This window comes from Janibacter sp. HTCC2649, from assembly GCF_000152705.1.
In the GTDB taxonomy this organism is placed as follows: Bacteria; Actinomycetota; Actinomycetes; order Actinomycetales; family Dermatophilaceae; genus Knoellia.
The window spans coordinates 4,105,213-4,128,703 of record NZ_CH672413.1; the positions used below are offsets into that span (position 1 = coordinate 4,105,213).

Below are 23,491 nucleotides of genomic sequence, written 5' to 3' on the forward strand. Positions count from 1 at the left end.
GTGAGACGGCGTCTCGCCGCTTAGGCTGAACCCGTGCTTCGCACCCGCACCCCGGTGAGGTCGCTCACCAGATCCGACGTCGACGACGCCCTCGAGCTCTGCTCGCGCAATGTCCCGGCGCACGTTTTCGTGGCCGCGCGCATCCTCGAGTCGGTGCCGACAGGGACACTCTCCGCCGCGATGGGTGTGCGTGAGGACGGTCGGCTGACGTCGGTCTGTTGGGCGAGCGCCAATGTCGTGCCCGTCGAGACGTCGGCAGAGTCCCGAGCCCTGTATGCCGAGCGGATCCGTCGGTGGCGCGGTCGGGTTGCGTCGTTGCTGGGTCCGCGTGACGAGGTCGTCGACCTGTGGAACTCGGTGGAGCCACACTGGGGTGCGCCTCGGGCGGTGCGGGCCCACCAGCCGTTGCTCGCGACGTCGACCCCACCGTCCGCGCTGGGGGTCGAGCTGGATCCGCGGGTGCGGGTGGCTCGGGCCGATGAGGTCGAGCTGATCCTGCCGGCTGCGGTGCACATGTTCACTGCCGAGATCGGGTATGCGCCCTACTCCGGCAACTCGCGGGGCTATCGCGGGTCGCTGGCGGCACTGGTTGCCCAGGGGCACACCTATGTCGTCGTCGAGGACGGTGAGGTCATCTTCAAGACCGACATCGGGTCGCTGGCGTTGGGATGCGCCCAGTTGCAGGGAGTGTGGCTGGCGCCGCGACTTCGCGGCAAGGGCTTGGCCGCGCCGATGCTGGCGTCGGTGATGGAGCAGGTCATGGCCGGGCCCGCGCCGATGGTGTCGCTCTATGTGAACGACTTCAACGCGCCGGCGCTGGCGACCTATGAGCGACTGGGGTTTGCGCCGGTCGGGGACTTCACCACTGTTCTTCTCTGAGGGCTTGTTGTCGAAACGTGTCGCGCTGGTTCGTCATCGCAGTGACCCGTGCACGATCCGTGCACACACACCACGGAAGGACACACCATGCAGTTCCTCATGCTCGTCTGCCGCGATCGCGCGGACTCTCCCCAGCCGCCCTCGCAGGCTGACCGCGACGGAGCCCCGGACGTCGAGCAGTGGTGGCAGGGCGCCAACGACGCGGGGAAGTACGTCATGGGCGAGCGGCTGCGGCCCGTGGAGGAAGCGCGCAGTGTGCGGGTGCGCGGCGGGGACGTGTTCGTCACGCAGGGGCCGTTCACCGAGACGAGTGAGCTCATCGCTGGCTTCGACGTGCTCGAATGCGAATCGATGGAGGAGGCCGTGCAGATCGCCTCCGGTCACTCCATGGCGCACGCTGGCCTCATCGAGGTTCGGCAGATGTGGCCCTTCGAGGGCTGACCTCGCACGCGTTCTGTGAGGGGCTCGGCGAGTCGGAAGGGGTGGTGGTCGGGAACACTGCGGCCCGCCCGCGAGTTCACTCAGTTCACCCCCAAGCTCAAGGAGTCCCTCATGGCACGCGCCATCAAGTTCGCGGCCCTGGCCGGTATCGCCAAGCAGGCCCGCGACTACGCCCGCAAGAACCCCGACTCCGTGTCGTCGAAGATCGGCAAGGTCGAGGAAGCCGTGAGTCGCAAGGTCGGCCCGAAGTACGCCGCTCAGGTCGGCAAGGGTGGCCAGGCCGTGCGCTCCGGCCTCGGCATCTCCTCCACCCCGCCCGCTCCCGGCGTGACCCCGCCGCCCCCGCCCACCACCGACTGACTGACCCGAGTCAGCTCACGGTCCTCACAACCGCGTGAAATACCCCGCAGTTGTGAGGACCGGCGGCGTCCACAGCACCGATGAGCCGCGAGGGTTGTCCACAGATGTCCATCTGGGGGTGGCGGCGGATGACGCGCGTGGCAACGCTGCAGGTCATGAAGAAGGAGTCGCGGCGACTCGTGGCCGTCGAACTCGCCTCGGACCACGGTGGAGTCGCGCACCGGCGTGATCTGCGTGCGAGAGGTGTGGATCGCCACGATGTGCGCATTGAGGTGGACGGTGGCCGATGGCGCGCAGACGGCCTGCACACCGTGGAGGTGCTTGAGGTGACGAGGGAACCCGTCGCCGACCTGTGGCGTGCGGTGTGGGAGTCCGGGCCGGGCGCCGTGCTGGATGGTGCTGCCGGGTTGGTGGCTCAGGGAATGACCGGGTTCACCCCGGCGTCCATCGATGTCAGCCTGCCGAGGTCGGCCACCGTGCGCCTCGTTGATGGCGTCACCCCGCACCAACGACGCAAGCTTGAGCGCTGCCTTCGTGCGGGGGTCCCTCGGGTCGTTCCTGAGTGGGCAACGATCCACGCCGCGCAGTGGGCTGTCAGCGACCGTCAGGCGGCGCTGCTTGTCTGCCTGCCGGTTCAGCAGCGCTTGGTGCCCCCGAGCCGCCTGCTCGACACTGGCGGAGTGTGTTCAGGTCACCCCGCCGAGACTTCCTCGGCCACGTGATCGCGGATGTGTGCGACGGCGCGCACTCGCTGGGCGAACTCGATTTCGGCGCGTGGTGCCGTCGCTATGGGTTGCCCGAGCCGCTGAGACAAACTCTGCGAACGGGCCCTTCCGGACGGGTCTATCTCGACGTTGAGTGGGAGGGGTTGGTCGTGGAGATCGACGGGGGACACCATCTGCTCGGGCTCAACCCGACCGATGACGCACTCCGGTCGAACGAGGTGGCGCTCGGTTCGAGTCGGGTCCTGCGGATCCCCTTGTTGGGGCTGCGGCTGGAGGCGGATCGGTTCATGGCACAGGTTGCTCGCGGGCTCGGGCTCCCGGTCCTTGCAAGCGCGTGAAATAGCCCGCGTTTGTGAGGACCGGGAGGTGGAGCGGGGTCAGCAGCCGCCGCAGTTGTAGTAGAGGATGTCCCAGTGGTTGCTCTCGCGGGCGTAGACGTTGCCCGCGCCTGACTTGTACATCGTCGCGCCGTCGCTGCGGACGCCCGCGTAGGCGAACGTGCCCGTGATGTAGTTGCTGATGCAGGTGTAGGGCGTGATGTCGACCTTGTAGCCGTTCCAGTGGCTGTAGGTCCCCGACGCGTGGCCCACCTCCGTGCCGCCGGTGATGTTGATGGCGCACCCACTGGCCTGCTTCAGGGTGACGATGCCGCTGATGGTGCTCGAGTTGATCTGGTCGAAGGACGTGCACGTCGACACGTTGCGGTTGCTGCAGCCGCCGCTCGACGACCACGTGATCCCGGCGGCCGAGAGCTGGGCCGTGGCCTGGGCGGGGGTGAGCTTGGTGACGGCCGAGGCGGATGGTGCGGCGCTGAGGACGGCCGCGACGGACACGGCAGCGACCGCGACGGTGCGGGCACCCCGAGTGGCGAGCATGTTCATGATGAAACCTCCTGCATCGATGAATGAAGCCAACGTCTCGACGCTAGGACGGCGCAGGCCAACGCCCGGTCAACAGGGGTTCTGCACTTGGTCAAGGCTCGTCACTCACGCCCCATCTGACACGATGACGGGTATGCCGCAGACGACGCCGCCGCTCGACAAGGCCACCATGGGTCTCGCCACCGCCTTCCTCGCCTCTGGCGCCACCCACCTGGTGCGGCCCCAGGTCTTCGAGGGCATGGTCCCGAAGGTGCTGCCGCGCCGCCGCGAACTCGTCTACGTCAGCGGGGTCGCCGAGATCGTCTGTGCCCTCGGCCTGCTCCACCCGCGCACCCGCAAGGTCGCCGGCCTCGCCAGCGCCGCCCTGCTCGTCGGCGTGTTCCCGGCCAACGTCCAGATGAGCGCCGACCAGGCCAAGCGGGCCCAGCGCAAGGGCGACACCGGCTCCAGGGCCTTCTTCGCGGGCACGATCGCGCGCCTGCCCCTGCAGTGGCCGCTCATCCGTACGGCCCTGCGCGCCAGCGGTCGGCTTCGCTGAGCCGAACTGGGCCCAACCAGGAGCTGACGCGACGCGGCAGCGTCAGGCGAGCGGGCGGCATACCCGCCGACGTGCCGGACACAAGGATCAGTAGAGCCCGGTCGAGTAGGTCTCGCCGTAGTACTTCTCCAGCTCCACCACGCTGTCGAGCGGCCTCTCGGTGAGGTGGGCGATGTTGGCCCGAGAGGGCACTGCACCCGGCTGCCACGTCTCGGGGTGCCACAGCTGGCTGCGCATGAACGCCTTGGCGCAGTGCCCGAAGATCTCATCGATCTCGACGACGAGGGCCAGCACCGGCCGGTGTCCCTTGACCACCATGTCGTCGAACCACGGGGCATCGGAGACCAGGTGCGCGCGGCCGTTGATCCGCAACGTGTCGCCGCGCCCGGGGATGACGAACATCAGCCCGACGTGCGGGTTGAGGAGCACGTTGCGGTAGCCGTCGGCCCGGCGGTTGCCCTTGCGCTCGGGGATGGCGATGGTGCGGTCGTCGATGACGTGGACGAACCCCGCCGGGTCACCCTTGGGGGAGGCGTCGCACGAGCCGTCGGGCGCACTCGTCGCGACGACGCAGAAGGGCGACGCGGCCAGCCACTGGCGGTCGATCTCCAGCAGCTCGCTCCGCACCTTGGTGCGCACGGCCTCGGTCGGCTCGCCGAGCAGCTCGGTGAGCTCGGCGTCGCTCGAGATGATGGCGGCGCTGCGGCCGGTGTCGACGTCGGTCATGGCTTCCACTCCAGGTCGGCTTCGGTCAGGGCCTCGTCGAGCATCCGCAGGGCCTTCGGCCCCATGCCGTGGCGCTCAGCGACGTCGGCACGGCGCCACTCGCTGAGCTCCTCGAGCGTCGTGATCGACGCGGCGGTCAGCGCCCGAGCGGCCGGGTTGCTCGTGTGGGGGATCGCTGTACCCATGGCTGTCAGCGTATCGGCGATGCGTGTGCGGTATGCCGCCTCCAGGGCGTGGAGGTCCGCGCGGTAGTCCGCGATCCGGCACCCCAAACCGTTGCGCTTGACGAGGATTCCCTCGTCGGTCCAGTGCGGGTGAGCCTGCGAGAGCAGCGGCGCAGGGAGGTCGCCGGCCGCATTGGTGATCCGCCACCAGGGCAGACCCTCGCTGTGGTGGCGCATGAACGACCCCACCTGTCGCGGCCCGATCCCGACGATCTTGCCGAGGTCGCCATAGCTGACGACCCGACCCCGGGGCACGAGCTCCACGAGGGTCAGCACCCGCTCGATGGTCAGTTCACTCGCCACGATGCCCAGCCTAGGCTGGAGGGGTGACGACGACCGCACACCAGACGCTGTGGAAGCACCCCGACTTCCTCCGCTTCTGGGCCTCGCGTGCCGTCACGATGATCGGCTCATCGGTCACGGCCGTGGCTCTGCCGGTCCTCATCTACCAGCTCACCGGATCGCCGGCCCTGACCTCGGCCCTCATGGCGACGAGCACCCTGTCGATGGCGTTCTTCGGACTCGTGGGTGGCGTGCTCGGCGACCGATTCGACCGCCGCCGCATCATGATCGGCGCCGATCTCACGTGTGCCTTCGCCATCGGCTCGCTCGTCGTGGCTCACCTTGCCGGTGTCCTCACCCTTCCTCACGTGTATGCCGCCGCCTTCGCCTCTGCTTCTGCGGCTGTCCTTTTCGACGGGTCCAGTGCCGGCGCCCTGCCTTCGCTCGTCGGCCGGGAACGCCTGCCCGATGCCAATGCCCGCATCTGGGGGACGCAGGGCGTCCTCGACGTCGCCACCCCGGCCGTCGTGGGACTCGCGCTCGCGATCTGGTCGCCTGCGACGTTGCTCGTCGTCGACGTCCTGTCCTTCCTGGGCAGCCTGCTGCTGGTGCGGGCGATTCGCACGGCGATGAACGGTCAGCGCGACCGGACGGCGCCGGTCACTGCGCGCGTCCTGTGGGCCGACCTCGTCGAGGGGGTGACCTTCCTGCGTCGCCACCCGACCCTGTGGCCGCTCGCGATGGTTGCCGTCTTCGGCGCAGGGTCGGCCGCCGCCCTCCTCGGCCTGGTCGTGCCCTGGGCGGATCGGGTCCTGGGGGTCGGCACGAGCGGGTGGAGGTTCGGGTTGCTGTTCGGGAGCTGGGCGGCTGGGGCGTTCGTGGCCTCGTTCCTCATGCCGCGCCTCAGCCGACGGTTCGGCGCCATTCGACTCGGGCAGTGCCTCTTCCCGGTCATGACCGTCCTCCTGGTCGTGCTCAGCCGGTTGGACCGCTACGGCCTGGCGCTGGGTGTCTACCTCGCCTATGCAGTGCTGCACGTCCTCGTCATCTCGGCGACCGTGACCTATCGGATGCAGGTCATCCCCGAGCGTCTGCTGTCCCGGGTCAGCACCGCCTCACGGACGATCTCGTGGGGCGGGGGAGCCACCATCGGGGTCCTCGTGTCGGGTCAGGTGGCCTCACACCTCGGAGTGCCTGACGCCCTCGCCGTCGTGGCGCTCGCCAACGGGTGCGCGGCCGCCCTGATGTGGGTTCCCGCACTGCGTCGGGCGGCCCCCACCGCGCGCTTCATCGAAGCCTGATCACCACCCAAATGGGCCAGCCCACCTGAGTGTTGTGGTGCCGCGCACAACTGAGGACCGTGAACAGGAGGCGCGGAAGGAGGCTGGTCATGACGCTCGCGCAGATCGCCGCTGGCACAGCCAACGTCTCGGTTCAGGACTTCGCCGGACAGGCCGTCCTTGCCAAGGAGGCCCAGAGCCGGCTCATCGCCCTCGGCTGTCTGGACCCACCAGCCGACGGCTCGGTCGGTCCGGTCACGAAGCTCGTGCTCCCCACGTTCGCGAAGACCCTGAACCTGCCGTACCCCCAGGCCATCACACCCGCGATCGCCAAGGCCCTGCTCCAGCAGACTCCACAGACCTTCCTGCCGTGGACGCTGGGCACCGACCTCGGAAGCAAGCTCGTGAGGTTCATGCTCGCCAACGGCTTCTTCGTGGCGCGCCTTCCGGGTTTCCTGACCATCGCCTACATCGAAGGGGCGAACGACGACGGTCGCCCCAACCCCGACAAGCCCAACGAGTTCAACGATCGTCGGATCGTGCTCAAGCGAGACAGTGCCGGACGGCCGGTGGTGCTGCACAACGTGCAGGCCACCACCGAACCGGGCACGTTCTTCACGCTGAACCCGCTCAACGCCGAGGGTGCCGCCCGGATTGCATTCGGGCAGTACAAGGCGTGGCGAGTGGGCTTCCACCGGGCGAACCAGTCCCCGCCCCGCAAGCACCTGGCCCTCGTGCAGGCCGGAAACATCACCATTCATCGCGACAAGAACAAGGACGGCAAGCGCACGGGCGACAAGACGTTCACCGGAGACGGGTTCGGCATCAACCAGCACAACGCGCACGACGCCCCGGTGAACAACATCGGCAAGAACGGCGCTGGGTGCCTCGTCGGTCGTACCACCGCTGAGCACAAGGCCTTCATGGCGCTGGTCAAGACGGACCCCAGGTTCGGCGCCAGCAACGGCTACATGTACATGTCCACGGTGATCAACGGCGACACGTTCGGCGCCTTTGTCTGACGCCCACGGGCGCGGTGGCGAGGTCCCTGCGTAATCCGAGTGAACGGCATACGCAACCGTCGTTATCCTTGGCGAGTTCCCCTCAACTGATCCCTGGAGACTCACCGTGGCCATGCGCATGTCGTCGCTGTTCCTGCGAACCCTGCGCGAGGACCCGGTCGACGCCGAGCTCCCGGGCCACCGCCTGCTCGTCCGTGCCGGCTATGTCCGTCGCGCCGCCCCCGGCATCTACACGTGGCTGCCGCTCGGGCTGCGGGTGCTGCGCAAGGTCGAGGCGATCGTGCGCGAGGAGATGGACGCCATTGGTGCGCAGGAGCTGACCTTCCCGGCGCTGCTGCCGCGCGAGCCCTACGAGGCGACGAACCGCTGGACGGAGTACGGCGACAACATCTTCCGGCTCAAGGACCGCAAGGGCGGCGACTACCTGCTCGGGCCGACGCACGAGGAGATGTTCACCCTCGCCGTCAAGGACATGTTCAGCTCCTACAAGGACCTGCCGCTCAGCCTCTACCAGATCCAGAACAAGTACCGCGACGAGGCGCGTCCGCGTGCAGGGCTTCTGCGCGGGCGCGAGTTCGTCATGAAGGACTCCTACTCGTTCGACGTGAGCGATGAGGGGCTCGAGGCGTCCTACCAGGCGCACCGCGCGGCCTACATCAAGATCTTCGACCGGCTCGGCTTCGAGTACGTCATCGTCTCCGCGATGTCGGGTGCCATGGGCGGCTCGGCGAGCGAGGAGTTCCTTGCCGTGAGCGCGATCGGCGAGGACACGTTCGTGCGCAACGACGCCGGCACGTATGCCGCGAATGTCGAGGCCGTCGTCGTGACTCAGGCTGCGCCCGTCGACGCCTCGGGCGTGCCGGCCGCGCACGTCGAGGACACCCCCGACACCCCGACGATCGACACCCTGGTCGCGTCGCTCAACGCCAACCACGCGCGCTCGGACGGTCGCTCGTGGACGGCTGCCGACACGCTCAAGAACGTCATCGTCATGCTCGTGCACCCCGACGGCACGCGTGAGCCGCTCGCCATCGGCGTGCCCGGTGACCGCGAGGTCGACGCCAAGCGGCTCGAGGCGCAGGTCGGCCCGGCCGAGGTGGAAGCCTTTGAGGAGAAGGACTTTGCGACCCACCCCGAGCTGGCCAAGGGCTACATCGGGCCGGGTGTGCTGGGTGAGGAAAGGGTGTCCAAGATCCGTTATGTCCTCGACCCGTCGATCGCCGAGGGTTCTGCCTGGGTGACCGGTGCGGACGAGGCTGGGAAGCACGTGCTCGATCTCGTGCACGGACGCGACTTCACCGCGGACGGCACCATCCAGGCTGCCGTGGTGCGCGACGGTGACCCGAGCCCCGACGGCAATGGTGTCCTGCACACTGCCCGCGGCATCGAGATGGGCCACATCTTCCAGCTCGGCCGCAAGTTCGCCGAGGCGCTCGACCTCAAGGTGCTCGACGAGAACGGCAAGCTCGTCACCGTGACGATGGGGTCCTATGGCGTCGGTGTCTCGCGCGCCGTCGCGGCGATCGCCGAGGACAACCTCGACGACCTCGGCCTCATCTGGCCGCGCGCCGTCACGCCCGCAGACGTCCACGTCGTCGCCACGGGCAAGAACCGGGACCGCGACGGTGACGTCTTCGCCAAGGCCGACGAGATCACGGCTTCCCTTGAGGCGCAGGGGATTTCGGTGCTGTATGACGACCGCGAGAAGGTCAGCCCCGGGGTGAAGTTCAAGGACTCCGAGCTCATCGGCATCCCCACGATCGTCGTCGTCGGCAAGTCTCTCGAGAACGGCGTCATCGAGATCAAGGACCGTCGCTCCGGTGAGCGTCGCGAAGTCGCCGTCGACTCCGTCATTGACGAGGTGCTGGCAGAGGTTCGCGGAGGCAGGGCGTGAGCGACGCTCGCCCCCTCGAGGCGGTCATCTTCGACTGGGGCGGCACCCTCACGCCGTGGCACGCCGTCGACCTGCCAGAGCAGTGGCGGGTCTATGCCCGTGAGGTCCACGGACTACCGGTCGATGCTGCCGACATGCCGGCCGAGGACCTTGCCGAGGCCGACTCGCTCGCGCTGCGCATCCTCGAAGCCGAGGACCGCGCGTGGAAGCGTGGCCGCACCGACCACAGCAGCGCGACCCTCGAGGCCATCCTCGACGATGCCGGCATCGACGCTGAGCATGATCGGCACCATCTGGCGCTCGCGGCATACCGCGGGTTCTGGGAGCCGCACACCTTCACTGACGACCAGGTCCGACCACTGTGGGAAGGGTTGCGCGATAGGGGAATTCGCGTCGGCGTCCTCTCCAACACCATCTGGTCGCGTGACTACCACCGTGGGGTCTTCGAGCGCGACGGCGTCCTTGACCTCATCGATGGTGACGTTTACTCGTCCGAGATCCACGTGGTCAAGCCGCACGCCGACGCGTTCCGGGCGGCCTGTGCCGCTGTCGGTGTCGAGCCCGAGAACGCCGCCTACGTCGGAGACCGTCCCTTCGAGGACGTCTTCGGCCCGCAGCAGATCGGGATGCGCGCCATCTGGATCCCGCACTCCGACATCCCGGTCGACCAGCAGGTCAGTGTCGATGCCACCCCGGACGCCGTGGCCCACGAGCTGCTCGACATCTTCGACATCGTCGACGCCTGGGCACAGGCCTGACGAGCGGATGGCCGACCCCGAACTGACCACGCTGGCCCTCATGGGTCTCGCTGGGTTCGTCGCGGGGTGGATCGACGCGGTCGTGGGTGGCGGGGGGTTGGTGCAGCTGCCGGCCCTGTTGCTCGGTTTTCCGGGTGCGACGCCGGCGCAGCTCCTCGCGACCAACAAGTTCGGGTCGATCTGGGGCACGGTGACGAGTGCTGCGACCTACTGGCGGCGGGTGAAGCCGGATCTGCGGACCGCTTTGCCCATGGCTGCCGTGGCCTACTTCGGCGCCATCGGGGGAGCGCTCCTCGGCCTGCACATCCCCAAGTCGGCGTTCAACCCGATCATCCTCGTCATGCTCATCGGTGTCGGCGCCTACACGCTCTTCAAGCCAGCCCTCGGCACCAAGACCGCGCTGCGCTGGGACGGCACCCGGCACACCGTGACGGCGATGCTCGTGGGCTTCGTCATCGGGGTCTACGACGGGGCGCTCGGGCCGGGGACTGGCTCGTTCATGGTGTTCGCGCTCGTGGGGCTGATGGGCTACGCATTCCTGGAGGCCAGTGCCAAGGCCAAGATCGCGAACTTCGCGACCAACCTCGGGGCGCTGACGGTGTTTGCTCCGGGCGGTCACGTCATGTGGAAGGTCGGCGCGGTCATGGCGGTTGCCAACCTTCTCGGCGGCTACGTCGGGGCGCGCACGGCGGTGGCCCGCGGGAGCGGATTCGTGCGCGTAGTGTTTGTCGTCGTGGTCGCGGCCTTCACGATTCGGATCGGTGGGCAGGTGCTTGGTGTCTGGTGAACAACGCCCAGTCGAGGACCTTTTGGGACGACTCGAAGAGTTGGTCGCCCGAGTGGCGCCCCGCCGCGCGGTCCTCGGGATCGCGGGACCCCCGGGATCCGGCAAGACGACCCTGGTGACGCGGTTGCTCACTGCCGTGGCGGCAGACCCAAGTCTGGATGGTCGGGTCGCGCACGTGCCGATGGACGGTTTTCACCGGACGAACGCCGAACTCGACGCCCTGGGACGACGCGACCGCAAGGGCGCGGCGGACACGTTCAATGCCATCGCGTATGCCGGCGTGCTGGCCTCCGTGCGCGCGTTGCCGCGCGCTGTCGTGATGGCACCCAGCTTCAACCACAACGTCGGGGAGCCGATGGCGGACTCCTTGGTCGTTCCCGTCGACGCGGATCTCGTGGTGACAGAGGGGAACTACCTGTTGCTCGGTGACGGCGACTGGGCAGGCGTTCCGGCGTTGCTCGACGAGGTGTGGTGGTGCGCGCTCGACGGTGATGTGCGTGTGGAACGGCTCGTCACGCGCCACGTCGAGACCGGTCGGGAGGTGTCCGACGCGACTGAGTGGGTGCTTCGGTCGGACGAGGCCAACGCGAAGGCGGTCGACGGCGGAGCCGAGCGGGCGGACGTCGTGCTGCTCGATGGTGTGGTTGTGAGCGAGAGCGACCGATGACCCGAGTGCTCCTGCTCGGTGGGACGGCCGAGGCTCGGGCACTTGCTGCTGCGCTGGTTGATGCTGGGTTCGATGTGGTGTCCTCGTTGGCGGGCCGCGTGTCGAAGCCACGGATGCCGGTGGGTGACGTGCGCGTCGGTGGTTTCGGTGGCGTGGGCGGGCTGGCTGGGGTGCTCGTCGGGGGAGGCTTCACGCACCTCGTGGACGCGACGCATCCGTTTGCTGTGCGCATGACGGCGAATGCGGGTACGGCCTCGGCGATTGCTGGCGTGCCGTGCCTGCGTCTGGCCCGTCCGGGGTGGAGCGAGCACGCGGATGCGGGGTCCTGGCACTGGGTCGACGACTACGACAAGGCGCGCGTGGCGGCCGAGGCGTTGGGGGCGGCGCGGCCGTTCATCACGACCGGGCGGCAGACGCTGGAGCACTATGCCTCGTGGGCTGATCGTGATGTCGTGTTGCGGGTGGTCGAGGCCCTTGAGGAGGAGGCGCCGGCGCGCTGGACGGTGTTGCTGGATCGCGGACCGTTCGAGGTGGCTGACGAGCGAGCTCTCCTGAGCCGGCACCAGGTCGACGTCGTGCTCACCAAGGACTCAGGTGGCGCCTACACGGCAGCCAAGCTCACAGCCGCCGCCGAACTCGGCGTGTCCGTCGTCGTCGTCCGGCGGCCAGCGGTACCCGCCGGAGTCGCCGAGGTGGAGACCGTCGGCGAGGTGCTCACCTGGCTCACCTGACGACTTTGTGCCCCGCACGGACATGGTCCGTCGGCCGAAGGCCTCGTCTTCATGTCCGTGCGGGGCACGAAGTCGCATCAAGGCTGGTGCAGGATCACGCGCGCGCTGACGATGGCCGGAGGTGCCCGCCGGTGTCGCCGAAGTGGAGACTGTCGGCGAGGTGCTCACCTGGCTCGCCTGACGACTTCGTGCCCCGCACGGACATGGTCCGTCGGCCGAAGGCCTCGTCTTCATGTCCGTGCGGGGCACGAAGTCGGGTCAAGGCTGGTGCAGGATCACGCGTGCGCTGACGATGGCCGGAGGTGCCCGCCGGGGTCGCCGAAGTGGAGACTGTCGGCGAGGTGCTCACCTGGCTCAGCTGACGACTTCGTGCCCCGCACGGACATGGTCCGTCGGCCGAGGGCCTCGTCTTCATGTCCGTGCGGGGCACAAAGTCGCGTCAAGGCTGGTGCAGGATCACGCGCGCACTGACGATGGCCGGAGGTGCCCGCCGGAGGTGCCCGCCGGAGGTGCCCGCCGGAGTCGCCGAAGTGGAGACTGTCGGCGAGGTGCTCACCGGGCTCACCTGACGACTTCGTGCCCCGCACGGACATGGTCCGTCGGCCGAAGGCCTCGTCTTCATGTCCGTGCGGGGCACGAAGTCGCGTCAAGGCTGGTGCAGGATCACGCGCGCGCTGACCAACGCCACGATGGCGGCGGTTGAGAGGTTGCGCAGGTGTCGAGTGGCTCGCGGGATGTCGGCGACGGTGACGGGGGGTCCGTCACCGAGGTGGCCGCGGTCCTCGTCGACGCCGTCGTAGTGGTTCGTCCCGCCGAGCCTCACTCCCAGAGCGGCTGCCCAGGACGCCTCGACCGGGCCGGCGTTGGGGCTCGGGTGGGCGGGGGCGTCACGACGCACGACCCGGACGACCTCCGCGCCTCGCCCCGGGCCAACCAGTGCTGCGTTGATCGCGACCGTGGCGCGGGCCGGAAGCCAGTTGGCGACATCGTCGAGTCGCGCTGCGGCCCAGCCGAATTCGCGGTATCGCTCGTTGCGGTGACCCCACATCGCGTCGAGCGTGTTGATCGCGCGATAGGCGATGAGACCCGGCACGCCTGCAGCTGCGCCCCAGAACAGGGGAGCGACCACGGCATCGGCGGAGTTCTCGGCAACGCTCTCGACACAGGCGCGGGCGATGCTGTGGGCGTCGAGGGTGCTCGGGTCACGGCCCACGAGGTTGCGGATGCGGATGCGGGCTCCGGCGAGATCATCGGCGGCAAGGAGTGCGGCGATTGCCTCACCCTCGCGTTCCAGCGACCTGCCACCGAGGACGGCCCACGTGGCTGCCGAAGCGACGACGATGCGGGCCACCGAAGGCAGCCGTCGCTCGAGCAGTCCGAGGCCCACCGTCGTCGTGATGAGAGCACCCACCGACAACGCGCCCCTCGATCGGCTCGACGTGTACACGCGGTCCTCGAGTCGGGCCGCCACCTGACCGAACCCGGCCACGGGGTGGAACCGGCGCGGATCGCCGAGCGCCCGATCGGCGAGAAAGCCGACGACGAGACCCACGGTCACCGGGTCCAGGTGCCGCTTCACGGTTGACGAAGGGGGAGGAGGTGGCCGGCGGCGACAAGAAAGACTCGGTCGCTGGCCCGGGCGATGTCCTGGTTGAGCCGTCCGAGCTCGTCGGCGAAGATGCGGCCGGATCGGTGCTCGGACACGACGCCCCACCCGACTTCGTTCGTCACCGCGACGACGTCGTGCGGGCACCGTGCCCAGGCCCGGACGACGTCCGCCGTGCGCTTGTGGAGCGCGTCCTGCCAGCCCTCCCGCGGCGCCTCCCAGACATCGAGCTCGTCGAGGACGGCCGTGAGCCACGTGCCGAGGCAATCGACAAGAGCCGGGCCGGTCAGAGCGTCGAGGGCGGAGGCGAGGTCGTGCGTCTCGACGGTCTGCCACGTGTCCGGGCGTCGACTGCGGTGTGTGGCAATGCGATCGGCCCAGTCCGCGTCGTCCGCGGCCGGGCCGGTGGCGACATACGTGACCGGCACGCCCGGCGAGTGCAGGGCCGCAGCATCCGCGATGAACTTCTCGGCGATGACGGACTTGCCCGAGCGAACGCCACCCGTGACGAGGGTCCTCATCGTCACCATCTCCCGGAACTGAGGACGATGAGGATCACGGTGAAGGCCACCTCGATGGCGGCCCCCATGACGTCGCCCGTCACCCCGCCGAAGACGCGTCGACACGTCCGAAGCAGGATCCCCACGGCAACGGCGGCCAGGACGACCGCGACGACTCCCGCAGCAGGGCTGAGGCGTGAGGCCGCGACGGCCGCCGACAACAGCGCCGCCACGACGAGTCCGCCGAGCCCAGCCACCCACGTCGGCACGGAACCGGCGACAACGGCGCCGAGCCCGCCCGGGCGAGCGGACGGCATACCCACTCGGCAGGTGAGCAAGGTCGAGGCGCGCGAGGCGACCACGGCGACACCGGCGACCAGCCACCCCTGCGGGCGATCGACGATGGCGGTCAGCGCGGCCACCTGGGCGAGCAGGACAAGGAGGAGGGCAGCAACTCCCATGGGACCGACGTCGCCGCTGCGCATGACTTCGAGTGCGCGCTCACGGGTCCACCCCGCGCCGAGCCCGTCGACCGTGTCGGCCAGCCCGTCGAGGTGCATCGCCCGCGTCCCGGCCGCGATGACGGCCACGGCGAGGGCAGCGGTGAGAAGCGTCGGCAGAGTGGCCCAGTGGCCGAGCGCGACCACTGCACCGACTGCGACGGCGACGGGCAATGCGGCGACCGGCGCCAGAACCATCGCCCAACGCGCGTGTTCCCTCGTCGGGTCAGCGATCGTGCCGACGGGGACGACGGTGAGTGTCCCTACGGCGAGCCTGAGACCAGCAGTGCTGTCGTGCAACGGAGTTCAGCCCTCGAGGGCGGTCACGACGCGCCCGATGACAGTGATCGCCGGGGGAGTGAGGTCCTCGGCGTCAGCGACCGACGCGATGTCCGCCAAGGTGCCGCGTGCGGATCGCTGGCTCGGCATGGCGCCATCAGCGATGCAGGCCGCGGGCGTCGACGGGTCCATGCCGTGCTCGATCAGTGTCTGCGAGATCTCGGCGAGCGCGGCCACGCCCATGAGGATGACGATGGTGAGGCCGCACTGCGCGAGGGCGGCCCAGTCGGCATCGTTGCGCTCGTCCTTGGGGCCGACGTGTCCGGAGACGACAACAAACCCCTGCGTCAGGCCTCGGTGGGTGAGCGGGATGCCGGCGAGGGCCGGGACGGCGACGGCCGACGAGACACCCGGGACGACGTCGACGGGTATGCCGTTCGCGACGCACGCGTTCCATTCCTCACCACCGCGCCCGAAGACATAGCTGTCGCCGCCCTTGAGCCGGACGACGTACTTGCCCGCGAGGGCGTGCTCGACGAGGAGGGCGTTGATCGACTCCTGCGGGGTGAAGGCGCCGCGCGGGATCTTGCCGACGTGGATGACCTCGACGTCGGAGCGTGCCTCGGCGAGTACCGACAGCGGGGCGAGTCGGTCGCAGACGAGGACGTCGGCCTCACGGACCGCGTGCAGGCCACCCACGGTGAGCAGGTCCACCGAACCGGGCCCTCCTCCGACGAGAGTGACGCGACCTGTGCCAGCTGTCTGCGGCGGCATGAGCTCGGCTGTGCTCCGCGTGCCCGGGTCGCGCAGGACGAGGTCGAAGTCGCCCGGAGCGGGATGGGCATCGACACTCACGAGACGGCGGCCGCTGAGGTCGTCGAGGGCGGCGCGAGTGGCGGCGTCGGTGATGTCCGCGGCGGCCACGGTGACGACCGCGCCCTGGTCGGTGAGCGCGTGCACGGTCTCGGCGATGCGTGAACCCGGACTCGTGATGAGGACGGTCGGGTTCGCAGTCGTCGGAAGGGTGAGACTCATGCGGTGCGCTCCTTCGAGGTCAGCACAGTGGCGAGCTCGCGGAGCATGCCGTCAGTGGTCTGGGGGTCGCGCACGGCGATGCGGACCCACTGCGGGCCCAGCCCGGGGAAGGTGTCGCCGCGGCGCAGGGCATAGCCGCGCCCTCTCATGACCTCACGCACCCCGACGCCGACGTCCACGAGGACAAAGGACGTCTGGGACCTGATCGGGTCCAGGCCGAGCGCGTGAAGTCCAGCCAGCAGGTGCTCCCGCCAGCGGGTGGTGTCGGCGACAGCGGCCTCGGCCTCCGTGAGCGCCGGCCCCGTCGTGGTCGCCTCCATGACGGTCGCGGCCAGCGTGCTCACCGACCAGTGGGGCTGGTGGAGCGCCAGGTCGGCGATGACGGAAGGGGAGCCCACGGCATACCCGGCTCGTAGTCCAGCCAGACCCCAGGTCTTGGTGAGAGAGCGCAGGACGAGGACACCCTCCATGTTGGCCGAGATGAGCGAATCCCCCTCTCCCGCAATGGTGTCCATGAAGGCCTCGTCGATGACGAGCAGGCGCCCCGGTCGTCGCAGAGACTCGAGGCCCGCGCGCGGGTGCAGCACGCCGGTGGGGTTGGTCGGGTTGCCGATGACGACGAGGTCGGCGTCTGGGGACACGAGTTCCGGCGTGAGCGTGAAGCCGTTGGCGGCGTCGAGAACGACCCGTCCGGGGTTGATGCCCGCGCGACGCAGTGCGGCCTCGGGCTCGGTGAACTGCGGATGCACGATGACCGGGTGCTTGGCGCGTGTCAGGTGCGCCAGGAGGACGAAGGCCTCCGCGGCGCCGCTCGTGGGAAGGACCATGTCCTCGTCGACCCCGTGCCGGCGCGCGATCGCTCGGCGCGCGTTGCGGACATCCGGGTATGCCGCGAGGTCGCCGATGCTGTCGCGGAGCCTCTGCGCGAGCCAGGCGGGAGGCGTCGTGAGGCGCACGTTGACCGCCAGATCGACCAGGGCAGGGTCGGTCTCTGCGTCCCCGTGGTGCTCGAGCGGGTCGACCGGCTCGGCCTCGAACTGCGGGGAAGGTGTTGGCGAAATGCTGGAAAGGGTCGCCCAAGAACGGGATTCGCTGCCGTGGACGGCGCGGGCGAAGCTCATTGCCAGCTCGGGGTGGCCCGCCCAGTGGGTGTGGAGATAGGACGCGTGCACGGTCGCTGATCCCGTCCCTGCGGGGTCGAGCGACCAGCCTTCGGGAGCTCCATCGAGGAGCCAGGCGGCGTTGTCGCCTCGGCCCGGCGTGGTCTGGGTTCGGTGGAACTCGTGGCCGCGGACCCGCGTGCCCGCGGGGCCCAGCAGGGTGTCCTCGGGCGCGATGGCGGTGACGTAGCGCAGGGTGAGGCGAGGGTGCATCGCTGCCGTCGCCGGGACCGCGCCGACGAGCCCGTGTCCATCCACGGCCTGGGAGAGATAGAGCAGCCCGGCGCACTCGGCCACGGTCGGCACGCCGGACAGGACGGCGTCGCGCACGTCGGCCAGTAGGCGCTTGTTCGTGGAGAGTGTGGCCGCGTGGACCTCGGGGAAGCCACCGCCGAGATAGATGCCGTCCGTTCCCGTCGGCAGGGCCGTGTCGAGCGCCGGGTCGAAGGTCACCGGCTCGCACCCGAGTGCCCTCAGCTGCTCCTCGGTCTCGGCATAGCGGAAGGTGAACGCCCGGCCACCGGCCACGGCGACCCGGCGGGGTGCAGCCGTCGAGAGGGCGTCCGAGGTGACCGGAGTCCAGGCGGACGTGTCGAGATCCGGTGCGGCAGAGGCGATGTCAACGAGCGCATCGAGGTCGATGAACTCCGCTGTCTGCTCGGCCAGTCGATCCAGCGCCGCGGCCGCCTCGGGGCGCTCGGCGGCCGGCACCAGCCCCAGATGGCGTGACGGCGCACTCACCCCGGCATCGCGAGGCAGCACCCCCAACACCGGCATACCCAGCTGCTCGACACTGCGTCGCACCTCGTCGGCATGACGGGACGAACCGGCCTTGTTGAGGATGACCCCAGCCACGTGGACCCGGGGATCGAAGCCGCGCAGGCCATGCACAACGGCAGCGACCGTTCGAGCCGCCGACGAGATGTCGATGACGACGACGACCGGGCTGCTCGTGAGCGTCGCGAGATGTGCCGTCGATGCCCATCCGTCACTGCCGAGGCGCCCGTCGAAGAGGCCCATGACGCCCTCAATGACGGTGAGGTCGGACGGAGCCGGGCTCCGGGCACCGTGGACGAGCAGCGGCAGGACGCGGTCCTCACCCTGCAGCCACGGGTCGAGGTTGCGGCCGGGGCGTCCGGTCGCCAGCGCGTGATACCCCGGATCGATGAAGTCCGGCCCGACCTTGGCACCGGCCACGACCCGACCAGCGCGCGTGAGGGCGGCCATGACACCGACCGCCACGGTCGTCTTGCCCTGACCCGATGCAGCGGCCGCGATGACGACCCGCGGGAGCTTCACCACTCGATGCCCTTCTGCCCCTTCTGGCCCTGCTCGAAGGGGTGCTTGATCTGGGTCATCTCGGTGACGACGTCTGCGATCTCGACGAGGCTCGGGTGTGGGTCGCGCCCGGTGATGACCACGTGCTGGAACCCTGTCCGGGAGGAGAGCACCGACACGACCTCCTCGACGTCGACCCAGCCCCACTTGAGGACGTAGGTGAACTCGTCGAGCACATACAGCCCGTGCGTCTGCGCCTCGATGCGCCGACGGATCTCGGCCCAACCCTCCCGGGCGGCGGCAGCGTGGTCCTCCTCGGACCCGGCCTTGCGCGACCACGACCAGCCGGAGCCCATCTTGTGCCACTCGATCGGGCCGCCCTCGCCGGTCTCCTCGTGGATTCGGTTGAGCGCTTCCAGGGCGGTCTGCTCACCGATGCGCCACTTGGCCGACTTCACGAACTGGAAGACGCCGATCGACCACCCCTGGGTCCACCCTCGCAACGCCAGCCCGAACGCTGCGGTCGACTTGCCCTTGCCCTTGCCCCCATGGATGAGGAGCAGAGGTCGGTTGCGGCGTTGCCGCGTCGTCAGACCGTCGGCCGCCTGGACCGGGACCTGTCCCTGCACCATCAGGCAGCCCGCCCGCCACGACCGGCGCGCCATTCGTCGCGTGCCGACGTGACCGACTCGACGATCGCTCCCGCGGCCACCTCTGCGAGGGGGACGTGGGTCGCACCCATGCGGGCCGCGAGGTCGGCGGCCAGTCCCAGCCTGAATCGCCCTGTCTCACAGTCGATGACGACCGACTGATGTCCCGTGCGTCCCCACGCGCATGCGATGGTGCGCGAGCGTTCGAGGGCGTCGGGTCCTGCCGTCGCGCGTCCGTCGGTGACGACGACGAGCAGCGGTCGGCGCTTGGGGTCGCGCAGCTTCTCGCGGGCCAGGACCTTGGTCGCCATGAGCAGGCCCTCGGCAAGGGGAGTGCGCCCACCGTGGGCCAGGGTCGTGAGCGAACGTGCGGCCGCGTCGACGGATGAGGTCGGGTGCAGCGCGACCTCGGCGCCCTGCCCTCGGAACGTCACGAGCCCCACGCGGTCACGCCGCTGGTACGCATCGAGCAGCAGCGACAGCACGGCCGTCTTGACCTCTTCCATGCGGCGACGCGCACCCATCGACCCGGACGCATCGACCGCGAGGAGAACGAGATTCGACTCCTGGCCTTGGGTGACCGCTGTGCGGAGGTCTCCGGGCAGCAGGACTAGCCGTCCGTATGCCGTCCCGCGCGTTCCGCGGTGACGCGCGGCTTCGGTGATGGTCGCCGGGAGGTGCAGTCGACCGCGGCCTGTTGTCGTGGAGCCGATGGTGTGACCGGTGGCGGTGAGGGCGCGGCTGCGGCGACCCGACTCGCCGGTGCCGACGCCGGTGAGGGTGAAGGCCCGAGCCCGGAACGGCGTCCCCGCCGCAGCGACGCCGACCGGAACCACGGCCGGGGCATCGCTGTCGGTGGCGGAGTTCCCTGGGTCGCCGTCGCTGGACTCGGGTGTCTGTGGGGTGTCGCCGGTTGCCCGGGACGGCTCGGGCTGAGCCTCGGGCCCCGACCCTTCTTGACCTATTGGTCGATTGTGGTCGTCCTCGTCCGAGCCCTGGGGGTCCTCGGGGCCGGGGTCGTCGGGGTCGGGGTCGTCGGGGCTGGGGTCGTCTGGCTCGTCACCCAGCAGGCGGTCGAGCAGGTCCTCGTCCAGGCCAGGGGCGTCGAACGGGTTGCGCCGACGACGGTGGGGCAGGGCGAAGATCGCCGCTGCGCGGATGTCCTCGCGGGTCACCGACAGTCGGCCGTGCCAGGCGGCGTGGGCCATCGCAGCACGCGCGGTGACGATGTCGGCGCGCATCCCGTCGACCTCGAACCCAGCGCAGACACGCGCGATCGTCGCCAACGACCGGTCGCTCAGCTCCACCTTTTCGACAGCGATCCGCGCAGCGGTGACGCGGTCCGCGAGGTCGCGCTGCGCGGCGGCATACCCGGCAGCGAAGGCGACTGGATCGGCGTCGGAGGCGAGTCGACGACGAACGACCTCGGCACGCAGCAACGGATCCCGCGAAGCCGCGACCTCCACGGTCAGGCCGAAGCGGTCGAGGAGCTGCGGGCGGAGTTCGCCCTCCTCGGGGTTCATCGTGCCGACCAGCACCAAACGCGCGGCGTGGCTGACCGAGACGCCGTCGCGTTCGACCGTGTTGCGGCCCATGGCGGCGGCGTCGAGCAGCAGGTCGACGAGGTGGTCGTGGAGGAGGTTGACCTCGTCGACGTAGAGGATTCCGCGGTGCGCCTCCGCCAGGAGCCCGGGCTGGAAGGCCGCCTCACCGGAACCGAGCGCCTTGCCGAGGTCGAGCGAGCCGATCACGCGGTCCTCGGTCGCGCCGACGGGAAGCTCCACGAGGCGTGCCGGCCGGGACGTCGTGGTGGTGGTCGCGTCATGGGGACCATCGGGGCACGTGGGGTCGGGGCGCACGGGGTCGCAGGCGAAGCGGCAGCCTTCGAGGACGTCGTGCGGGGGCAGGAGGTCGACGAGTCCGCGGACGATCGTCGACTTCGCGGTGCCCTTCTCGCCGCGCACGAGCACGCCACCGATGGCGGGGGAGACCGTCGTGAGAATGAGGGCGAGGGAGAGATCGTCAGCCCCGACGACTGCGGTGAAGGGGTAGTGCGTCACGCGAGGAATCTCCTTGAGACGAGTGACCACGCTCGTCTGAGTGCCGGCACGCGTCGGGTGTCCGACACGAGAGTCCCCGACGACGTCCTGGCTTTCCCGACGCGTCGGGATCACAGTGGCGGGACCGCTCCGGAGTTGCACCGGTATTCCTCGCGGGGGACCGGCGCCATCATGGCACGACGGCGCGGACGGGCGCCGGTGTGTCTACAGTGAGCGCCGTGATCGACGTCGTCGGGGTGCCAGCTGAGGGGCTCGAGAGTCTTCCGGCCGTGCAGCGTGAGCGGGTGGCTGCCGCCCGCATGCTCGTCAGCTCGCCTCGTCTGCTCGCTCTGGCGCCGATGGTTCAGGGGCAGGAGCGGCGTGTGTGGCCGTCGCCGATGCTGCCAGCGCTGGAGGATTTCCTGGTTGATGTCGGCTCCGATGGTGTGGTCGTGCTGGCCACGGGGGACCCGCTCGTGTCGGGTGTCGGCTCGACGCTCATCCGCGTCTTGGGGGCCGACGCGGTGTGCGTGCACCCGGCGGTGTCGTCGGTCGCGCTGGCACGCGCCCGGATGGGGTGGCCCAGTGAGAGTGTCGAGGTGGTTTCGCTCGTCTCTCGATCCGTGTATGCCGTCCGCCGTCACCTTGCGCCGGGCGCTCGGGTCGTGGCGCTGTCGGCGAGTGGAGCCACACCGGTGGGGCTGGCCCGAGCGCTGGTTGAGCTGGGCCTGGGGGCTGCTGCGATGAGCGTGCTCGGCGACCTCGGCACGGTGCAGGAGAGCCGGTTCGACTGTGCCGCAGCGGAACTCGCGGCTGGGAGCGCTCCGGGAGCGGACGGCATACCGGCTCTCAACGTCGTGGCCTTCGAGGTCCCCGCGACCGCCGTGCTGTGGGGGTCCTCGCCGGGGCTGCCGGAGGAGGCGTTCGCCCACGACGGACAGATCACGAAGCGCGAGGTTCGGGCCCTGGCCATCGCTGCCCTGCGACCGATGGCCGGTCAGCGGCTGTGGGACCTCGGTGCAGGTTCTGGCTCGGTGTCGGTGGAGTGGTGCCTCGCGGCGCCGTGCACGACCGCCGTGGCCGTCGAACGCGATGGGGGGCGGGCGCAGCGGGTGGGTGAGAACGCCACGACCTTCGGCGTGCCCATCGCCGTCCAGATCGGCGACTCCCTCGACCTCATCGGCGAACTGCCTTCTCCTGACGCTGTGTTCATCGGTGGCGGGGCCAGCGAGTCACTGATCGACCAGGCGTGGGATGCGCTCGCACCGGGTGGGCGGCTCGTCGTCCACTGCGTCACCCTCGATACCGAGGCCCTCGTCGTCGCGGCCCACCAGCGCCTGGGCGGGGATCTCCGACGGGTGACCATCGAACGCGCCGAGGCTCTCGGCCGCCACCTGTCGTGGAAGCCGGCCCGCCCCATCGTCCAGTGGTCCGCCACCAAGGAAAGCTCATGACCGTTCACTTCATCGGCGCCGGTCCCGGCGCTGCGGACCTGCTCACCCTGCGCGCCGTCAGGTTGCTCGGCGAGGCTCCCGTGTGTCTCTATGCCGGGACCTACCTCGACGCAGAGGTGCTCTCGCACTGTCCGGACGATGCCGAGCTCATCGACACCCAGAACATCGACCTCGACACGATCACCGCGCACCTCGTCGAGGCCCACGAGGCCGGCAAGGACGTCGCCCGGCTGTGCTCCGGCGACCCGTCGGTCTATTCGGCGATTGCGGAGCAGACCCGCCGGCTCGACCGCGCCGGCGTGCCGTGGGACGTCACGCCGGGCGTGCCCGCGTATGCCGCCACTGCCGCCATCATCGGCCGTGAGCTGACCGTCCCCGAGGTGGCGCAGACCGTCGTCCTGACCCGCGCGCAGCGCGACTCGACGTCATTGCCGCCGGGCGAGCAGCTCGCGACCTATGCCGCGACGAAGGCGACCTTGGTCCTGCACCTGGCCATCCGGCATACCCGTCGTCTGGCAGCGGAGCTGGCCGAGCACTACGGCGCGAACTGCCCTGTCGTCGTGGGCTCCCAGGTCACCCAGCCCGACGAGCTCATCCTGCGCGCCACCCTCGCTGACATCGCCGACAAGGTCGAGGAGGCGGGGCTTCGCCAGGCCGCCGTCATCATCGTCGGGTGGGCGTTGGAGGCGGAGGACTTCGTCGAGAGCCACCTCTACGGAACCCGGATCACTCGACCCTGACGTCGAGGCGTTTCGTCTTCGTGCCCCGCACGGACAACTCGCTGGCGCTCGTTGT

General features: G+C 69.6%; 25 protein-coding genes and 1 riboswitch. Of the genes, 15 read left to right on the plus strand and 10 right to left on the minus strand.

The window, feature by feature from the left end; genetic code table 11:
* Positions 1-33 precede the first annotated feature (33 nt).
* From JNB_RS19605 to JNB_RS22105, 5 genes are all read left to right on the plus strand, one after another.
* Positions 34-879 (plus strand): GNAT family N-acetyltransferase, encoded by an 846-nt coding sequence (locus JNB_RS19605; RefSeq protein WP_009778282.1) that lies wholly within the window; start codon positions 34-36, stop codon positions 877-879.
* An 87-nt stretch (positions 880-966) separates the two neighbouring features.
* Positions 967-1,320, plus strand: coding sequence for a YciI family protein (locus JNB_RS19610; RefSeq protein ID WP_009778283.1), 354 nt, complete (start codon positions 967-969; stop codon positions 1,318-1,320).
* 111 nt (positions 1,321-1,431) lie between these two features.
* Positions 1,432-1,680 (plus strand): antitoxin, encoded by a 249-nt coding sequence (locus JNB_RS19615; protein ID WP_040884008.1) that lies wholly within the window; start codon positions 1,432-1,434, stop codon positions 1,678-1,680.
* A 137-nt stretch (positions 1,681-1,817) separates the two neighbouring features.
* Complete coding sequence (locus tag JNB_RS22100) at positions 1,818-2,402, plus strand: hypothetical protein (RefSeq protein WP_237700720.1); 585 nt, start codon at positions 1,818-1,820, stop codon at positions 2,400-2,402.
* Positions 2,403-2,554: 152 nt separating this feature from the next.
* Positions 2,555-2,743: a hypothetical protein gene (locus tag JNB_RS22105; protein ID WP_237700721.1), complete on the plus strand. Its 189-nt coding sequence runs from the start codon at positions 2,555-2,557 to the stop codon at positions 2,741-2,743.
* 39 nt (positions 2,744-2,782) lie between these two features.
* Here the strand turns inward: JNB_RS22105 and JNB_RS19625 are convergent, their stop codons facing one another.
* On the minus strand, positions 2,783-3,286 hold the full coding sequence (locus tag JNB_RS19625; protein ID WP_009778287.1) for a hypothetical protein: 504 nt from the start codon (positions 3,284-3,286) through the stop codon (positions 2,783-2,785).
* A 133-nt stretch (positions 3,287-3,419) separates the two neighbouring features.
* Between JNB_RS19625 and JNB_RS19630 the strand changes: the two genes are divergently transcribed.
* Positions 3,420-3,824: a DoxX family protein gene (locus tag JNB_RS19630; protein WP_009778288.1), complete on the plus strand. Its 405-nt coding sequence runs from the start codon at positions 3,420-3,422 to the stop codon at positions 3,822-3,824.
* 87 nt (positions 3,825-3,911) lie between these two features.
* Here JNB_RS19630 and JNB_RS19635 read toward each other — a convergent pair whose 3' ends face one another.
* Together JNB_RS19635 and JNB_RS22110 are read right to left on the minus strand one after the other, a co-directional pair.
* Positions 3,912-4,550, minus strand: coding sequence for a pyridoxamine 5'-phosphate oxidase family protein (locus JNB_RS19635; RefSeq protein WP_009778289.1), 639 nt, complete (start codon positions 4,548-4,550; stop codon positions 3,912-3,914).
* Positions 4,547-5,077, minus strand: coding sequence for an MGMT family protein (locus tag JNB_RS22110; protein ID WP_009778290.1), 531 nt, complete (start codon positions 5,075-5,077; stop codon positions 4,547-4,549). The genes JNB_RS19635 and JNB_RS22110 overlap by 4 nt, the downstream gene beginning before the upstream one ends.
* Positions 5,078-5,100: 23 nt before the next feature.
* Between JNB_RS22110 and JNB_RS19645 the strand changes: the two genes are divergently transcribed.
* The 7 genes from JNB_RS19645 (at position 5,101) to JNB_RS19675 (ending at position 12,195) form a co-directional block, all read left to right on the plus strand.
* Positions 5,101-6,357: an MFS transporter gene (locus JNB_RS19645; RefSeq protein WP_009778291.1), complete on the plus strand. Its 1,257-nt coding sequence runs from the start codon at positions 5,101-5,103 to the stop codon at positions 6,355-6,357.
* An 89-nt stretch (positions 6,358-6,446) separates the two neighbouring features.
* The gene (locus JNB_RS19650; protein WP_009778292.1) at positions 6,447-7,358 is read left to right on the plus strand and encodes a hypothetical protein; all 912 of its coding nucleotides are present in this window, start codon (positions 6,447-6,449) and stop codon (positions 7,356-7,358) included.
* Between the two features lie 106 nt (positions 7,359-7,464).
* The gene (locus tag JNB_RS19655; protein ID WP_040884009.1) at positions 7,465-9,252 is read left to right on the plus strand and encodes a proline--tRNA ligase; all 1,788 of its coding nucleotides are present in this window, start codon (positions 7,465-7,467) and stop codon (positions 9,250-9,252) included.
* On the plus strand, positions 9,249-10,010 hold the full coding sequence (locus JNB_RS19660) for an HAD family hydrolase (RefSeq protein ID WP_009778294.1): 762 nt from the start codon (positions 9,249-9,251) through the stop codon (positions 10,008-10,010). The genes JNB_RS19655 and JNB_RS19660 overlap by 4 nt, the downstream gene beginning before the upstream one ends.
* A gap of 7 nt (positions 10,011-10,017) precedes the next feature.
* Positions 10,018-10,797 (plus strand): TSUP family transporter, encoded by a 780-nt coding sequence (locus JNB_RS19665; protein ID WP_009778295.1) that lies wholly within the window; start codon positions 10,018-10,020, stop codon positions 10,795-10,797.
* Complete coding sequence (locus JNB_RS19670) at positions 10,787-11,464, plus strand: nucleoside/nucleotide kinase family protein (RefSeq protein WP_040884010.1); 678 nt, start codon at positions 10,787-10,789, stop codon at positions 11,462-11,464. Before JNB_RS19665 ends, JNB_RS19670 begins: the two co-directional genes overlap by 11 nt.
* Positions 11,461-12,195 (plus strand): cobalt-precorrin-6A reductase, encoded by a 735-nt coding sequence (locus tag JNB_RS19675; protein WP_009778297.1) that lies wholly within the window; start codon positions 11,461-11,463, stop codon positions 12,193-12,195. Before JNB_RS19670 ends, JNB_RS19675 begins: the two co-directional genes overlap by 4 nt.
* A 646-nt stretch (positions 12,196-12,841) precedes the next feature.
* Here the strand turns inward: JNB_RS19675 and cbiB are convergent.
* From cbiB to JNB_RS19710, 7 genes are read right to left on the minus strand one after another with little or no spacing between them, the layout of a single operon-like run.
* Positions 12,842-13,774, minus strand: coding sequence for an adenosylcobinamide-phosphate synthase CbiB (gene cbiB / locus JNB_RS19680; RefSeq protein ID WP_009778299.1), 933 nt, complete (start codon positions 13,772-13,774; stop codon positions 12,842-12,844).
* Entirely contained in the window at positions 13,771-14,322 is a 552-nt protein-coding gene (cobU, locus tag JNB_RS19685; RefSeq protein WP_237700722.1) for a bifunctional adenosylcobinamide kinase/adenosylcobinamide-phosphate guanylyltransferase, read from the minus strand. The genes cbiB and cobU overlap by 4 nt, the downstream gene beginning before the upstream one ends.
* Positions 14,323-14,324: 2 nt before the next feature.
* Positions 14,325-15,101 (minus strand): adenosylcobinamide-GDP ribazoletransferase, encoded by a 777-nt coding sequence (locus JNB_RS19690; RefSeq protein WP_040884011.1) that lies wholly within the window; start codon positions 15,099-15,101, stop codon positions 14,325-14,327.
* A 6-nt stretch (positions 15,102-15,107) separates the two neighbouring features.
* On the minus strand, positions 15,108-16,115 hold the full coding sequence (gene cobA / locus JNB_RS19695) for a uroporphyrinogen-III C-methyltransferase (RefSeq protein WP_009778302.1): 1,008 nt from the start codon (positions 16,113-16,115) through the stop codon (positions 15,108-15,110).
* Complete coding sequence (locus JNB_RS19700) at positions 16,112-18,577, minus strand: cobyrinate a,c-diamide synthase (protein ID WP_009778303.1); 2,466 nt, start codon at positions 18,575-18,577, stop codon at positions 16,112-16,114. Before JNB_RS19700 ends, cobA begins: the two co-directional genes overlap by 4 nt.
* Positions 18,571-19,185 carry a cob(I)yrinic acid a,c-diamide adenosyltransferase gene (gene cobO, locus JNB_RS19705; RefSeq protein WP_040885302.1) on the minus strand — a complete coding sequence of 205 codons (615 nt, stop codon included), beginning with the start codon at positions 19,183-19,185 and terminating at the stop codon, positions 18,571-18,573. The genes JNB_RS19700 and cobO overlap by 7 nt, the downstream gene beginning before the upstream one ends.
* On the minus strand, positions 19,185-21,263 hold the full coding sequence (locus tag JNB_RS19710) for a VWA domain-containing protein (RefSeq protein WP_050766738.1): 2,079 nt from the start codon (positions 21,261-21,263) through the stop codon (positions 19,185-19,187). The genes cobO and JNB_RS19710 overlap by 1 nt, the downstream gene beginning before the upstream one ends.
* Before the next feature lie 63 nt (positions 21,264-21,326).
* Positions 21,327-21,452: riboswitch (cobalamin riboswitch) on the minus strand.
* A 29-nt stretch (positions 21,453-21,481) separates the two neighbouring features.
* Here JNB_RS19710 and JNB_RS19715 point away from each other — a divergent pair.
* Both JNB_RS19715 and cobM read left to right on the plus strand, forming a co-directional pair.
* Complete coding sequence (locus JNB_RS19715; RefSeq protein WP_009778306.1) at positions 21,482-22,696, plus strand: bifunctional cobalt-precorrin-7 (C(5))-methyltransferase/cobalt-precorrin-6B (C(15))-methyltransferase; 1,215 nt, start codon at positions 21,482-21,484, stop codon at positions 22,694-22,696.
* Positions 22,693-23,436, plus strand: coding sequence for a precorrin-4 C(11)-methyltransferase (cobM, locus tag JNB_RS19720; RefSeq protein WP_009778307.1), 744 nt, complete (start codon positions 22,693-22,695; stop codon positions 23,434-23,436). Before JNB_RS19715 ends, cobM begins: the two co-directional genes overlap by 4 nt.
* The last annotated feature ends 55 nt before the right edge of the window (positions 23,437-23,491 follow it).